Origin of the sequence: Cognatishimia sp. F0-27, from assembly GCF_020667845.1 — a bacterium.
Taxonomy (GTDB): Bacteria; Pseudomonadota; Alphaproteobacteria; order Rhodobacterales; family Rhodobacteraceae; genus JAFMPQ01.
In genome coordinates this window covers 38760-53928 of sequence record NZ_JAFMPQ010000015.1, presented here as the reverse complement: position 1 = coordinate 53928, position 15169 = coordinate 38760, and the positions used below count along the sequence as shown (strand labels likewise).

Annotated in this window: 14 protein-coding genes; 1 reads left to right on the top strand and 13 read right to left on the bottom strand. The window is 61.9% G+C overall.

The window, feature by feature from the left end; all coding sequences use genetic code 11:
* Nucleotides 1-345 precede the first annotated feature (345 nt).
* From J1C49_RS10035 to J1C49_RS10025, 3 genes are read right to left on the bottom strand one after another with little or no spacing between them, the layout of a single operon-like run.
* Nucleotides 346-798: a response regulator gene (locus J1C49_RS10035; RefSeq protein WP_227445683.1), complete on the bottom strand. Its 453-nt coding sequence runs from the start codon at nt 796-798 to the stop codon at nt 346-348.
* A complete protein-coding gene (locus tag J1C49_RS10030) occupies nt 783-2027 on the bottom strand; it encodes an ATP-binding protein (protein WP_227445682.1) in 1245 nt (414 codons plus the stop codon). The genes J1C49_RS10035 and J1C49_RS10030 overlap by 16 nt, the downstream gene beginning before the upstream one ends.
* On the bottom strand, nt 2024-2779 hold the full coding sequence (locus tag J1C49_RS10025) for a response regulator (RefSeq protein ID WP_227445681.1): 756 nt from the start codon (nt 2777-2779) through the stop codon (nt 2024-2026). Before J1C49_RS10025 ends, J1C49_RS10030 begins: the two co-directional genes overlap by 4 nt.
* A gap of 214 nt (nt 2780-2993) precedes the next feature.
* Here J1C49_RS10025 and J1C49_RS10020 point away from each other — a divergent pair, with 214 nt between their 5' ends.
* Nucleotides 2994-4931: a HAMP domain-containing sensor histidine kinase gene (locus J1C49_RS10020; RefSeq protein WP_227445680.1), complete on the top strand. Its 1938-nt coding sequence runs from the start codon at nt 2994-2996 to the stop codon at nt 4929-4931.
* Nucleotides 4932-4994: 63 nt separating this feature from the next.
* Here the strand turns inward: J1C49_RS10020 and J1C49_RS10015 are convergent, their stop codons facing one another.
* The 10 genes from J1C49_RS10015 to J1C49_RS09975 form a co-directional block, all read right to left on the bottom strand.
* Nucleotides 4995-6335 (bottom strand): sigma-54 dependent transcriptional regulator, encoded by a 1341-nt coding sequence (locus J1C49_RS10015; protein ID WP_227445679.1) that lies wholly within the window; start codon nt 6333-6335, stop codon nt 4995-4997.
* Nucleotides 6336-6338: 3 nt separating this feature from the next.
* Nucleotides 6339-6464, bottom strand: a complete 126-nt coding sequence (locus tag J1C49_RS21715) for a hypothetical protein (RefSeq protein ID WP_255670650.1) — start codon at nt 6462-6464, stop codon at nt 6339-6341.
* Between the two features lie 4 nt (nt 6465-6468).
* Entirely contained in the window at nt 6469-7773 is a 1305-nt protein-coding gene (locus J1C49_RS10010) for a c-type cytochrome (RefSeq protein WP_227445678.1), read from the bottom strand.
* A 6-nt stretch (nt 7774-7779) separates the two neighbouring features.
* Nucleotides 7780-9000, bottom strand: coding sequence for a formate dehydrogenase subunit gamma (locus tag J1C49_RS10005; RefSeq protein WP_370639396.1), 1221 nt, complete (start codon nt 8998-9000; stop codon nt 7780-7782).
* 226 nt (nt 9001-9226) lie between these two features.
* Entirely contained in the window at nt 9227-9820 is a 594-nt protein-coding gene (gene fdh3B, locus J1C49_RS10000; protein ID WP_227445676.1) for a formate dehydrogenase FDH3 subunit beta, read from the bottom strand.
* 13 nt (nt 9821-9833) lie between these two features.
* On the bottom strand, nt 9834-12734 hold the full coding sequence (locus J1C49_RS09995) for a formate dehydrogenase subunit alpha (RefSeq protein WP_227445675.1): 2901 nt from the start codon (nt 12732-12734) through the stop codon (nt 9834-9836).
* Nucleotides 12735-12920: 186 nt separating this feature from the next.
* Nucleotides 12921-13124, bottom strand: coding sequence for a twin-arginine translocation pathway signal protein (locus J1C49_RS09990; protein ID WP_370639394.1), 204 nt, complete (start codon nt 13122-13124; stop codon nt 12921-12923).
* Between the two features lie 108 nt (nt 13125-13232).
* Nucleotides 13233-13838 carry a molecular chaperone gene (locus J1C49_RS09985; protein ID WP_227445725.1) on the bottom strand — a complete coding sequence of 202 codons (606 nt, stop codon included), beginning with the start codon at nt 13836-13838 and terminating at the stop codon, nt 13233-13235.
* Nucleotides 13839-13849: 11 nt separating this feature from the next.
* Nucleotides 13850-14503, bottom strand: coding sequence for a DUF3306 domain-containing protein (locus J1C49_RS09980; RefSeq protein ID WP_227445674.1), 654 nt, complete (start codon nt 14501-14503; stop codon nt 13850-13852).
* A 31-nt stretch (nt 14504-14534) separates the two neighbouring features.
* On the bottom strand, nt 14535-15071 hold the full coding sequence (locus tag J1C49_RS09975; protein WP_227445724.1) for a DUF3305 domain-containing protein: 537 nt from the start codon (nt 15069-15071) through the stop codon (nt 14535-14537).
* Nucleotides 15072-15169 lie beyond the last annotated feature (98 nt).

Genomic DNA, 15169 nt, shown 5'->3' with positions numbered 1-15169 from the left:
ACATGGCTGCCACGTCGGGTTGCACGATGCCCGCCGCAGCAGTTCGACAAAGGATACGGTCCCCAACTCCATTCCTGCGCCGCCAGGGATGCGGGCGCCGACACTGGCGTGTGGCGTGAAAGGATTGTTGTTGTCCGCCAGCGCACGACGAACCTCGCACGACCAGACATCCGCAGATGCTCTGGCGGTCTGCAAAGCCGGGATCACCCTGGCTCTCTTTTACGATATGCGCAGATCCACGCGCCATTCAGTCCGTTCTTGCGGGGAGCGCGCTTCCTTCGCTTGACGTTGTGCACGCGCGATACACCGCGCCTCGTTAAGAGCGCGCCTTGCGGCACACCGGTTTCAATGCGCCGCCGCAGACCGATCGTCCAGAAGAGCCCTGATCCTATGGAGATCATCGAAATCCAGCGGCTTGGCGATATAGTCCTTCACAATCCCAAAAGCATTCGCGCGCGCGCGGTCCCCCGGATCCAGCGATGTTGTCAACATCACCACGATACAGCCCACGGAATCGAGGTTGCAGTTGCGCGCAGCGCTTTCGAGGAATTCGAACCCGTTCATACGCGGCATATTGATATCGAGAAGAATGACATCGATATGCGGATGGCTGGGGTCTTGCAAGAATTCCAGTGCGGCTTCGGCGGCGCGGAACTGGATCACGTCGCCAACCATGCCCGAACGGACCAAGATCCGCTTTATCAACATCTGCTCCACATCGTCATCATCGATTGTCAGAACGGTATCGATCTTTTGCGGCATGGCGCGGCCAAGGGCGGGTTTCAATGCGTTTTGCATGGGCTAGGCTCCTGAGGAAGGATCACCGTGAAGATACTGCCTTTTGCGGGGATCGACTCAACGACAATGCGCCCCATGTGATTGCGCGCCACCCGTTCGCACACAGCAAGACCCAGTCCATTGCCAGTATGGCGATCACGGGTATGGAGGCGCGCGAACATGGCGAAAATGCGCGTATAATGGCGCGGTTCGATCCCGCACCCATTGTCGGCAATCCGAATTTTGACCTGACCTTCGGAGCTGTGGCCGGAAACCTCAACATGTGGGGCGGTATCTTCGTCCACATATCGCAACGCGTTGTCGATCAGGTTCCGAAACAGAGTTGCGATCTGTTGAGCGTCACCCTCGATCGAAGGCAACGGCCCGATTTTGATGCGCCCTCCGGATTGTGCGATCAGAGGATCGAGATCGTCCAGCACATCCCGAAGGCAGAGGTTCAGGTCGAGCCAACGGGTCGTCGGTGCCTCCCCGACCAGATGCGCATACTCCAGGACGCCCTCGATCAGATCTCCCATGCGATCGATGGCGCAGCTGGTGTGATTGAGCAGGTCCGTCTGGTCGGCGGACAGGCATCCGACCTCGTCGGCGAGAACTTCACCGATCAGCATTTTGGCCATGTTCACCGGCGCTTTGAGATCATGTGAAACCCCATAGGCAAAGGCTCGAAGCTCGCCATGCCCGCGGGCGCAGTCACGTCGGCTTGCAAGAAGCTTCTCTTCAAGCCTCTTTTGCTCCGAAATATCAGAGTAGGCACCGATCACGCGCCGTGATTGGCCGCTGTCCTCGCGTGTTATGCTGCCGCGAAACCGCAACCAAACCGTTGCTCCGTTTACGTGTCGAAACCGGCAAATCTGATCAACGGGTCGGTTAGGATTGGCGCGCAATTGCACGAGGCTGTCCCGCATTGCCGGCAAATCACGGTGAAACATCAAAGCCCGAAAAGCGTCATACACGGCAAGCGGACCGGGCGTCTGCGCGCCCAGCAGACCCCAGAACTCATCATTGATCCAGAGGTTCCGGTCGTCTTCGATGTCCATGGTCCAGACGCCATCCACAGCGCCGGACCGCAGCATCGCCGACATCCAGAGATTGGATTCAAATCGCGTTGCGCAAGCGTCGCGCCGGTCAATCACAGGTCTGTCGGGATCAGGCCCAGGCGATGTCCCAAGCATGGGCAGCGGCTTCTGCTCATCGACCAAACAGGACAGCGCAACGGCCTCGCCCTTCAATTCCGGTTCTTGCCAGCGTCGTCAGATCGATGCGCCTCGTCCAGCGCGCCGTCCACCAAGCTGACAAGCTCATCAAGGAACACGACGATATCCTTCGCCCCACGTTCAAGCATGGTCAGTTCCGGGCGCAGGACCGGATCAATCGCATCTTGGCGCTGCAGCGAGCGAAGCGTACGGAGCATGGAGGATATGATCGCCCGCATCTCAGGCCCGCAGGTGCGCGAAAAGCGCGTGATCGTGCGCTCCACACTGTTCCGGAACGTGCGGGCGTCCATAAGCGCAGCCAACAAGACACGCCGCTCGATCGCGGTGGTTACCGACTTCCGGAGCTGATCCTCGCTCAGTTCTTCCTTGACGAGATAATCAGCACAGCCCCTGCGCATCGCTTCGACAACCACGTCGTGCCGCGCGATGCACGTCACCATGATCGGGATTGCCTGCTCCTGATCGGGATGGGCAAGAACAAGCCGGAGTGCGTCAAGTCCCGTATCCAGCCCCAGATTGTAATCCAGAAAGACAAGATCGAATTCGGTCTTGTCCATCGCCGCGCGCATCTCCGCAAGCGTGGCAGCCTCGACCACTTCAACCTTCATGCCGGATCGCAAACACAGCCTCTTGAGGCGGGCGCGGTCGAACCTGCTGTCGTCAACGATAAGCGCGGTCAGAAGCGGCTCATCGAATTGATCGACAATTGTGGAGGCCATATCGAACCCCGCCAAAACCGGTGCTTGCGCGTTGCTCCAAGTGTTCATGCTCAAATCCCCTTTGCTCGCCAATCCGGGGCGGCACCGATCGCGCTACGACACGACATGGCCATAAAGCGGCCCAAAGCCTTGAGAAAAGGTTATCCTTTTCTGATCAACTTGCTGAATTTCCATCCAACTTTAACAACCGGACCACAGCAGCGACGCTTTGCGGCGCGTCGGAAGACCGTTAAGCTGCCTTTGAAACAAAAAAGCTCCAGTTATGACCTCCGTCCGCCTTCGCCTGCTTGTTCTGGCGCTCCTGCCCTTGATCGTCTTGATGCCGCTGCTGCTGGTGGCAGGCATGGCGCGTTGGACCGCGGATTATGACCGTGTCCTGATCGCCAATGTGGAAAGCGATCTCAGGATCGCGGAACAATACCTTGCGCGCCTGCTTGCGGAGACCGGCACAGATCTCGAAAATCTCGCCGGATCGGCTGCCTTGGCCGCGGCGGCGGCCGATGGCGTGGATTCTCGAGATCGGTTCCTGGAATCCCGCCGCCGGGCCCTCGGCATGGATTTCTTGTATTTCCTGCCGGATCAGGCGGAGAGCCCGTGGCCGGTGATCGCCAAGGCCCGAGCGGGTCAGGCAAGCGCCGCCATTGATGTGCTGTCCCCCGAAGCGCTGGACGCCCGCGCGCCGGGGCTCTCGGACCGCGCGCGGATCGATTTGATCCCGACGCAAGCGGCGATCCCGACGGACCGCGCCGCCGAAGACCGCGGCATGATCGTTCATGGGGCCAGCCCGGTCTCCGTGCCCGGCATGCAGGGCGTGCTAGTTGCGGGCATCCTGCTTAACCGCAATCTCGATTTCATCGATACCATCAACGCGTTGGTCTATCTCAACGCGGTCACGGGCGGTGATCGCCAGGGCACCGCGACCCTGTTCCTCGACGATGTGCGCGTGTCGACCAATGTGCGCCTGTTCGAGGACGTCAGAGCGCTTGGCACGCGGGTCTCTGCTGCCGTGCGCGGCGCGGTGCTGGACGAGGGGCATACGTGGCTCGATCGCGCCTTCGTGGTTAACCGCTGGTATATATCCGGCTATCTGCCGATTCTCGACAGCTTCGGAGATCGTGTCGGCATGCTCTATGTCGGCTTTCTCGAAGCGCCCTTCGCCGCAGCAAAGCGGTCGGCCTATTTCTGGATGCTGGGCGCCTTCGGCTTTGTCCTCGTCCTGTCGATTCCACTCTTTCTGAAGTTGGCCAAGGGGATTTTCGCGCCGCTGGAGCGGATGACACAGACGATGAGCCGGTTCGAGAACGGCGACCTTTCCGCCCGGATTGGCGAAACGGGATCCCGCGATGAGATCGGGACAGTGGCGAGCCATCTCGACGCGCTGCTGCGCGAAGTGCAGGACCGTGACCGGATCCTCAACGAACGTGTAGAGGCCCGCACAGCGGAACTGCGAGACGCCAATGCGAAAATCGAAGCCACCTTCCGCCAGCTTGTGATGAGCGAAAAGCTCGCCTCTATCGGCGAAATCACCGCCGGGGTTGCGCATGAAATCAACAATCCGGTTGCCGTCATACAGGGCAATGTGGATGTGATCCGTGACGTGCTTGGGCCTGCATCCAGGCCGGTCGAGACCGAACTCGACTTGATCGACCGCCAGATCTCCCGGATCGGGGCGATTGTCGGCAAGCTTCTGCAATTCGCCCGACCGGGCGAGTATTCAGCCGATACGGAAACCGTGGCGCTTCGGGACGTGGTTACGGATTGTCTGATCCTCGTCGACCACGTTCTGTCGCGCAAGGCCATTACCGTGGACACCACCTTCGCTTCCGCGCCGCATGTGCGCATTGATCCCGGCGAGATCCAGCAGGTCATGATCAACCTGTTCATCAACGCAGCGCAGGCCATGGACGAGGGCGGGGTGCTTTCGATTGCCGTGGAACCCGCCCAGCAGAACGAAGTTGACGGGACGCGCCTGATCGTGTGCGACACGGGGCCCGGTATCTCGCCGGAACGGATCGACGCCGTGTTTGACCCCTTCTACACGACGAAGATCGGGGAAGGCACGGGCCTGGGCTTGTCCATCAGTCAAACGCTGGTGCAACGCGCCGGCGGCCTGATCAGTGTGGAGAACGGCTCCGCCGGTGGCGCTGTGTTCACTGTCTGGTTGCCCGCGGCGGAAGCGCTGGACGCGGCGGCGCAATAGCCCGCCCCCTTCCCGCCTGTCGCGGCATGGCCAGACCCGCACACCGCCGCCAAAGCCCCGACTTCAGAGATCCCAGGTGGCCACCTTCCGGTCGATCGTCTTGCGCGACACGCCAAGGCGTCGCGCCGCCTCCGCGCGGTTGCCACCGCAGCGGTCCAGGATGTGCAGGATGTGGCGCTGTGTGATCAGCTCGAGATCCTCAATGGCCCGTGCGCCAGTCACGGCACCACTGCCCGCAAACTCTTCCGGAAAGCCCCCGAGGATCAGCGAGCGTTCGATCACGTTGCGCAGTTCGCGCACATTGCCCGGCCAATCATGGCGCCGCAGTTTCAACAGGGTTTCCTCGTCCAGCGCGAGCGGCTCGACCCCCATACTCGTGGCAAGCTGCTCCATGAAATGCGCAGCGAGAGAGACGATGTCCTCGGCCCGGTCGCGAAGATGCGGCATCTCGACATTCACCACGTTGATCCGGTGATAGAGATCGGCCCTGAAACGGCCCTCTTCGACCGCTTTTCCCAGATCCGCGTTGGTGGCGAACATCAAGCGCAGGTTCAGCGGAATATCCCGCTCTCCCCCCACGGCGCGGATGCGCTGATCCTCAAGCGCGCGCAAAAGCGCGGCTTGAAGCGCGTCGGGCATCTGCGCCACCTCGTCAAGAAACAGCGTGCCGCTGTCTGCCAAAAGAAACAGACCGGGACTGCGGTTGCCCTCCGTCCCGATTACGCCGAACAGCTCTTGCGCGATCCGATCCGGCGCAATGGCGGCGCAGTTCACGGCCACAAAGGGTCTCAGGGCGCGGTCCGAAAGCTGATGCAAGGTGCGTGCGGCGACCTCCTTGCCGGTGCCGCTTGCGCCGGTAAACAGAACCGGCGTCGACATCGGCGCAAGCCGTTGCAACAGACCCCGCACGTCTTCCAGCTTCGGCGATGTCCCGAGCAATTGCCCTTTCAGCCCGTCGGCCGAAAGCTCCCGCCTGAGCAGCGTGTTGTCCCGTCGAAGGATCTTTCGGTCAAGCGTGCGCGCAAGCGCCCCGAGAATCTGGTTCCCCCGAAAGGGCTTGAGCACAAAGTCACTGACCCCCGCGCGCAGCGCGGCGATCGCGGTCTCGAGGTCGGCATAGGCCGTGATCAGGATCACGTCGGCAAAGAAGCCGCGCCTTTGCTGCTCCGTCACCCATTCGAGCCCGGTCTTGCCCGGCATGATATTGTCGAGAATGACAATGTCGAAATGCGCCTCGTCGAGAAGCCGCGTGGCTTCCGCCGGAGAGGCGGCCGCTTCGATCCGCTTGACGCGCGCCCCGACGATCTTGGTCAGGAAGTTGCGCATTCCGGGTTCGTCGTCGATTACGAGCACGGAAGCGGCCGCAAGCGCCTCGCCGTAGTCTTCCCCGGCCCGATCCTTCATGTTTCAGTCGAGCCGGACATTGGGACTGGAAAGCGTATCAGCCGCCGAAAACCCCATTTCGCCCAATACGAAATAGGCTCCGACGCCGATCACCACCATGGCCGCAAAGCCCGCAATCATTGCCTTCATTGCCTCAATTCTCCCCTGCTTCGGCCGCTCCCGTGGCCTCTTTCATAAACGCAATCAGATCCGCACGATCCTGCGGTTTCGTGATCACCTGCATCGGCATCTTGGATCCCGGAATGTAGTGGTCCGGCCCCTGATCGAACAAAGCGTCGATCGTGTCATCGTCCCAGACAATCGGAGATCCGCTGAGCGTGTCGCTGTAGGCATAGCCATCAACGCTGCCAGCCGCACGCCCGAAAACGCCGAACAGCGACGGTCCCGCCTTGCGTGAGGGTGCGTCTGTCAGGGCATGGCAGATCGAGCATTTGCGCATGAACTGACGTTCGCCGTTTGACATTGTGGCCGGGTCACGCAGGAAAGCGCGTTCGGTCTGGCCCATACTCTCGCCAAACTGATCGAGCGTGGCGACCGGCCAGGCATAGACGACATCATCCAGCCCCCCCGCGTGGATGATCGCGCCATCTGTCGAGAACGCCAGCGCCCAGACCGGTCCCTGACGTGTGGCCCGCGTGTCACTCACAATCCGCCAGGCGTTGGTATCGAGCATCATGATATAGCCCTGACCGTCCCCAACCGCGATCTGGCCCGTCTCGGCATGCCAGTCCATCGCCAGGATCGGGCGTCGGTCGAGCGTGAAATCCGCGATCGCGTCACCGGTTTGCGCATCCACCACGCGGGTGCCACCATCGACAGCGCCATAGGCAACCCATCCTGTCCCGACCACAAGTTCGTTGATGCCGAACCCGTGCTGCACCATGGGAAACGGCGCCGAACCGCCCACGAGATCGTAGCGGATCAAGGCACCATCCGTGGTGCCAGCGTAAAGATATGCGCCATCTGCGCTGAACCCGAGCGTGTTGACCCCGGAGCCGGGCCGGTCGATCAACAGGCCTTGTCCGCTCGCCGCAACCGGCCAGAGTTGGATCGACCCATCCCAGCTGCCGCTCACGACATGCTGGCCGTCCGGCGACACGGCGAGGGCGCTGACCTTACCCTCGTGATGCCCGAGCACCCGTGTGTCCGGAGTCCAGAGACGCACGGCAAAATCGTCACCGCCTGAGACCAGCACATCGCCGGGTCCAAACGCCACCGCAGAAACGGCGGCGTCATGGCCTTCGAGCCAATGGGGCTCCTGTCCGGACCAGAGCCCGACGGAATTGTCAAAACTCGCGGAGGCGACATTCCCCTCCGGCGACACGGCGAGCGCCATGATCGGCCCGCCATGCCCTTTCAGCGTCGTGAACTCCTGCGCCGCGAGCGGACCCGCGACACAGGCCAATATGGCCCAGACAACGGCAAGAACGCGGCGCATGACGGGTTACTCAGCCGGGGCTGCGCTGCTGCCGGAAGCGGTTCCCGACTCCGCCCGCTTGGCCTTGATCTCTTCGAGCCAGATCGAATGGTGCTGCGCCGCCCAAGCTTCGTCAACCTCGCCCGAGCCCATGGCGTCATAGGCACCCTCCATACCGACGGAGCCGATATAGATATGCGCGATGATGATCGCCATCAGAACGAAGCTGACAATTGCATGCCAGAGCTGTGCAAACTGCATCTCTTCCTGCGGCGCGAGATCCACCGGGAAGGCCCCCATGCCGAGCCAGCCGGGAACACCGATACCGTTAAGCACGGCAAAGGTCTTGGCAAAGAGCGGCAACTCATACGGGAAGAGGAGCGACAGGCCCGAAACGGAGATCGACCCACCCAGAAGGATGACGGACCAGAAGATGATCTTCTGGCCGCCGTTGAACTTCTTGGCAGGCGGGTGGCTGGAGCCCACGATGCCACCGGCCTGCGCAAACCACGTGATGTCCGTGCGGTTGGGAATATTGTGCCAAACCCACATGAAGAACACCATGACCAGCGCCAGCATGAACGCCCAAGAGACGTTGTTATGCACGAATTTCGACACCGTGAGGATAAGCGCATTGGCCTCCAGCCCGAAGACCGGCGCAATGAACAACCGTCCCATCAGAACCAGCAAGCCGGTCAGGCCCAGAAGAATGAAAGAGCCCGCAAGCATCCAGTGCGCGAAGCGCTCAATAAACTGGAAGCGGGTGACCGTGCGGCCTGTCTTTTCGTAGTCGAGCTGAACCCGCCCGCGCAGCAGGTAGAAGATCACCAGCAAGCCGATCGTCCCGAGCAACAGCCCACCGCCATAGGTGACAAGCGGGCCTTCCCGGAATTGCAGCCACGTCATGCCGCCGTCCTGCATCAGGACACGGGCCACCGGGCCACCTGCCGACACCTCAACGCCGTCATAACCGTAGCGCAGCGCACGCCAGACCTCGCTGTCGCTCTCACCGCCCAGCGTGCCGAGCTGTTGCGCCATGCCCGCGGCCGTTCCATCGTCAAGTTGCGACCGGCGGAAGGAGTCGTCGATCGGCAGTCCCTGCTGCCGGCGCAGAATGTCTTCGAGCGTCTGCGCACCGCCGGTGGTGGCTTCACGCACCTCTGCAAGTGCCGCAGGATCCGGCGTGGTCGACGGCGGTGTGGGTCGCAACACCAATGCCAGTGCACCCAGCACAAGCACAAGCCCCATGAACCATCCGAAACCGGTTTTTGTCTTTGTCATCTGTTTTCCCTCAAACCCCAGTCGGAGCCTCGCAGACCCCTTGTTGCTCTCGACGCCGCAAGGCGGAAAGCGTCTTATGGCGGCGGTTCGCAGCGCGGCACGCTATCGCGTCCGACAAGCCCGGTCCGATGCCATACGCATTCAACAAAAAGACGGGCCGAGGACATCCCCGGCCCGTCCGAATTGAGCGATATCAGCCGCCCTTTTGGTCGTAGGCGGTGCCCCAGCCCCAAGCGCCGGAGCCGAAGCCACGGGCCACGACGCGCTCGCGATAGATGTTGGCGACAATGTCGCCGTCACCCGCGAGGAGCGCCTTGGTCGAGCACATCTCGGCGCAGATCGGCAGCTTGCCTTCCGCGATCCGGTTGCGACCGTACTTGGCGAACTCCGCCGTGGAATGCGTTTCTTCCGGGCCACCGGCGCAGAAGGTGCACTTGTCCATCTTGCCGCGCGACCCGAAGTTGCCCGCCTGCGGGTACTGCGGCGCGCCGAAGGGGCACGCATAGAAGCAGTAACCACAGCCGATGCAGAGGTCCTTGGAGTGCAGGACCACGCCTTCCTCGTTCTGGTAGAAGCAATCCACCGGGCAGACGGCCATACAAGGCGCGTCTGAACAGTGCATGCAGGCTACCGAGATCGAGCGCTCGCCGGGCTTGCCGTCCTGGATCGTGACCACCCGACGGCGGTTGATCCCCCACGGCACCTCGTGCTCGTTCTTACAGGCCGTGACGCAAGCGTTGCACTCAATACAGCGCTCGGCGTCACAAAGAAATTTGGCTCTAGCCATAAGTCGTTACTCCTTACGCTGGCATGATTTTGCAGAGAGTCGCTTTGGTCTCCTGCATTTGCGTTACGCTGTCATAGCCATAGGTCTGAGCGGTGTTCGTGCTCTCGCCCAAGACATAGGGATCGGCGCCATCGGGATATTTGGACCGCTGGTCTTCACCCTGGAAGTGACCGCCAAAGTGGAACGGCATGAAGGCAACGCCCTCGCCAACCCGCTCGGTGACCATCGCCATGACCTTGACCTTGCCGCCTTCGGGCCCTTCGACCCAGACCTGCGCGCCGTCCCGCACACCAAGATTGTTGGCGTCACGCGGGTTGATTTCGACGAACATGTCCTGCTGAAGCTCGGCAAGCCACGGGTTTGACCGGGTCTCGTCACCACCGCCCTCGTATTCCACAAGGCGGCCCGAGGTGAGGATGATCGGATAGTCCTTGCTGAAATCCTGCTTCTGGATCGAGGCATACATCGTCGGCAGACGATAGAACTTCCGGTCCTCGTAGGTCGGGTAATCGGCCACGAGATCACGACGGTTGGTGTAGAGCGGCTCGCGGTGCACCGGCACTGGATCCGGGAAGGTCCACACGACGGCACGGGCCTTTGCGTTCCCGAAGGGCGCACAGCCATGCTGGATCGCAACCCGCTGGATGCCGCCGGAGAGGTCGGTCTTCCAGTTGGTCTTGGGTCCTGCCACCGCGTCGATTGCGGCGCGCTCCTCGTCGGTCAGATCGCCATCCCAACCGAGATCCATCAGCATCTGCATGGTGAATTCAGGATAGCCATCCTGAATTTCAGATCCGGCAGAATAGACGCCATCCGCCAGCAGGTTGTCCCCATCCCGCTCGACGCCGAAGCGCGCCCGGAATGTCAGACCGCCTTCAGCCACCGGCTTGGACATGTCGTAGAGGTTCGGCGTGCCCGGGTGGTTCATTTCCGCGGTGCCCCAGCACGGCCATGGCAGACCGTAGTAGTCACCATCTGCGGGACCACCAATCGCCTGCAACGTGGTGCGGTCGAAGGTGTGCTGGTTCGCCATGTGCAGCTTGAGACGCTCTGGCGACTGGCCGGTATAGCCCACCGTCCACATGCCCGAATTGATCTCGCGCAGCGTGTCCTCGATGTTCGGCGTGATGCCGTCATCCTCAAGGGCGATGTTGCGGAACATCCGATCGTGGAAGCCGAACTTCTTGGAGAACAGGCCGATGATTTCATGATCGGTCTTGGACTCAAAGAGCGGGTCCATGATCTTCTCGCGCCACTGGATCGAGCGGTTCGACGCCGTAACGGAGCCGTAGGTCTCGAACTGGGTGGCGGCGGGCAGAAGGTAGACACCATCGGTGCGGTCATGCAGCACGGCGGAGACGGTGGGGAACGGGTCGATCACGACCAGCATGTCCAGCTTCTCCATCGCCGTCTTCATTTCCTTCATCCGGGTCTGCGAGTTGGGCGCGTGGCCCCACAGCACCATCGCACGGACAGCGTTTGGCTGATCGGTGTTCTCAGGATCTTCGAGAACGCCGTCGATCCAGCGCGACACCGGAATACCGGTGAGGTTCTGAAGCGACTTCTCCTTGCCGTCGGCACCGGTGACAGTCTGGAACTGGCCGGCGAGCCATTCGGCGTCCTCGCCCCAGACACGCGCCCAGTGTGCCCATGCACCCTTGGACAGGCCATAATAGCCCGGGAGCGTGTGCGAGAGAACGCCAAGGTCGGTTGCACCCTGCACGTTGTCGTGGCCGCGGAAGATGTTGGTGCCGCCACCGGACGTGCCCATGTTGCCCAGCGCGAGCTGAAGCACGCAGTAAGCGCGGGTGTTGTTGTTGCCGTTGGTGTGCTGTGTGCCACCCATGCACCAGATCACGGTGCCGGGGCGGTTGTTGGCCATGGTCCGGGCCACGCGGCGCAGCTGCGAGCCCGGAGCACCGGTAACACGCTCGACCTCTTCAGGCGTCCACTTGGCCACTTCTTCCTTGATCTGGTCCATTCCCCAGACGCGGGTGCGGATGAACTCCTTGTCCTCCCAACCGTTCTCGAAAATGTGCCACAGGATACCCCAGACGAGTGCAACGTCGGTGCCAGGACGGAACCGCACATACTCGTCGGCATGGGCCGCCGTGCGCGTGAAACGCGGATCACAGACGATGACGGGCGCGTTGTTCTGTTCCTTGGCCTTCAGCAGGTGCAACAGCGAGACGGGGTGCGCCTCGGCAGGGTTGCCGCCGATGATGAAGATCGCCTTGGAATTGTGGATGTCGTTATAGGAGTTGGTCATGGCGCCGTAGCCCCATGTGTTCGCAACACCCGCAACGGTGGTGGAGTGACAGATCCGCGCCTGGTGGTCCACGTTGTTCGTGCCCCAGTAGGCGGCGAACTTGCGGAACAGGTAGGCCTGTTCGTTGTTATGCTTGGCAGAGCCGAGCCAGTAGACAGAATCCGGTCCGCTTTCCTCGCGGATGTTCATCATGCCGTCGCCGATCTCGTTGATCGCCTGCTCCCAGCTGATGCGCTTCCACTCACCACCCTCTTTCTTCATCGGGTACTTGAGACGGCGCTCACCATGGGCGTGCTCACGAACAGCCGCACCTTTTGCGCAATGGGCGCCGAGGTTGAACGGGCTGTCCCAGCCGGGTTCCTGGCCGATCCAGACGCCGTCGCTGACTTCTGCCACAACGGTACAGCCGACCGAGCAGTGCGTGCAGACGGATTTCTTCAGATCGACCGCACCGATCGCCGCGGCGCTCTGGGCGCTGGCCTGCTGGACGGTGCCGCCGGTTGCGGCGATGGCGGCAAGGCCACCGATGGCCAGACCCGATCCGCGCAGGAATGCGCGGCGGTCGACCGAGGTATTGGCCGCCTGACCCAGGATACTTGTCCGCTGGGGGCGTCGCGCAACCCCGTTGGTCTTTTTCCTCAACATGTTTTCTTCTCCCTCCTCGACACCAATGTCACGGCGCCGGGCTACGAAACGGCAGAACGGTCGGGCGTCACGCAACCAGTTGTTCTACCACGATGCTGCGTCCGAAGCGGGCCGGGCGTAGCGTGCGTCCCTCGAAAATCCGTGGTTCCCCCGGTGACCGTTTTCGGCCTCCCGGTTCCCCGGGACTTAGAAGCGGGCGCTGGCGAGATAGGCGCGTGTATGCGCCGTGTCCTGCATCTTTTCCGATGTCAGGTCGGGCTCTGCGGCTTCCGCAGCACCACCCGAAGTCGCAACCGCAACTGCCGCGAGCGGCGCCGTGGTTCCGGCCAGTTTGAGGAAATCGCGGCGCGAAGCCTCTTTTTCCTGTGCCATGATGGGTCTCCCAGTCATGTCTGAGGCCTTTCGGCCCCGGTTTCCGGCAGTCTCCTGCCGCTTGATCGGTGCGCCGGCAAAGGCGCACCGGGTGGCCGCGGGATCTCCCGCGGATTGCGTGGCGGCTTAGTCGCCGCTCATCCGAAACGCCTCGCTCTCGATCTCAATGAACGCGCGCCCGACGGTGCCCACGGGCGCGTAAAACACCGAGTTCTTGGCGCCTTCGAGGTCGGCAAAGAAATGGGCCGCCCAGGGACCGATATGCTTGTTGTAGAAGGTCTTCTGCTGAGCGAGGGTCGCAGGCGCCGTGAACCGTCCGACGATCATCGCGCCCATCATTTCCATCAGGCTGGCAATGTTGTCTTCCGGCTCGAAAGTATTATCCGCCCGCGCCAATCCCCGCGCCGACATGTCCTGCCGCAGAAGTGCGAGCGGTTTCTCATTCAGGAACCCGGTGATGTAGTAGCTTGCATAGGGCAAAAGCTCGCCGCGCCCCAAGCCGATGAAGAGCTTGGTGTATTCGCTTTCGACGGCCTTGGACTTGGAGACCTTGGCCAGCTTGGCCAAGGTGGTGATTGCCTGACCAAGATCGCTGTCGTCGCCGGACAGACCCGCGGTCTGTTCGAGCAGCATGTCATCCGGCGGGCCCGCAAGGATCACGCCCAGAAAGTTATAGAGATCCGCCCGCAGGCGGTCTTCTTCAGAAATGGTCGTATCGGGTGCGGCCGTCATCGGATCCTCGGTCATGTCTGGGCGCCGTCAAACGCAAACCGCATTCGGCGGCTGGACGGCGCAGGCATCGTGTCGGTTTCATCTGTCTCGGCCCAGGCATAGGGCTCCGGGTCATGCGCTGCCTCGGGCGCGGGCGCGTCGTCTTCGTCGCGCGCGAGGTCCTCGCCGTCGGTCAGGGTTGGCGCTTGCGCGACGTCGGCGCTTGCCTCTCCGGCCTCACCCTGTGAAACACCAGCCAGCGCTTCTTCTTGGGCGCGTTCCTTGGCTTCGGCTTCGGCGGCATAGGCTTCGATGGATTTCAGCATCCCTTTGCCAACCTGATACGCGGTCTGAAGATTCTCGACGACCGTGGCGGCGTCAGTGAAGTCTTCTCCGTAATCGACGAGACCGTCGAGATTGGCGAGCGTCGGGTTCAGCCGCCACATACGGCGCAATGCGCGGGTCTTGAGCCGCTGCGGCAAGGCCTCGTTCAGGAAGGCGCGGATTTCTTCGGGACTGTCGAGCGCTTCGGGCTCCTTCAGTCCTTTCTCGGCCAACAGCTCTTCGTCGCACTGCTCTGCAAGGGCGGCTTCCTGTTCAGCGGCAAGCGCGGCTTCGCGCTCAAGCCGCGCGGCCTCCTCTTCGGCCGCCACCGCGGCCTTGCGGCGTTCCCAGAACGCACTCATGTGCACACCATGCGGGCAAGCATCAAAGCCATCAATTCAGTCTCCGGCGCTTGAGGGCGGGCGATGCATAGACATCGGAGGACGAGGCAATGCGCGGATCGCCGATCCCGTCTTCCACAAGGTCGGTCCGCTTCTTGTCCCGACGCCGCTTCACGAAGACTTCCTCTTCGTGGAATGCATCGACAAAGTCTTGCACCCAGGCAATCATCGCCGGCGGCATCGGAAGCCGCTCCACGATCTCTTCGCCGCTGTCGGTATAATCCTGGGCCTCGTAGGGAGAAGCGGTCACCAGAAGGATCTCGAGAGGATCTTCACCCGCATCCGTTTCTCGCAGCACAACGTAAAGGCTTGGAACCGCCGCCTGAAGACCGTGCACATAGGCTTCGGTATCGGCACCATGCAGCTCCAGCGTGACGGTTGCGGCGTGATACTCGACCGCGTCGCCGTCTGTGCGCAGAACCCGCCAGTTCGCAGGTCCGGCCCCCGGCAAGGCTGCGGATACAGTCCAGTGATGCTTCACCCAACGCGTGACGCCGGGCGTCCGCCGCAGCACGACTCCGACGGGCATCGTCCGATACATGTTCGGGTTGTGGATCAAGACTGTCCTCCTCGGTTTTCATCGTGCGTCAGAATTAGGCAGTCTGAAAAGACCCAATTGGTGCACAA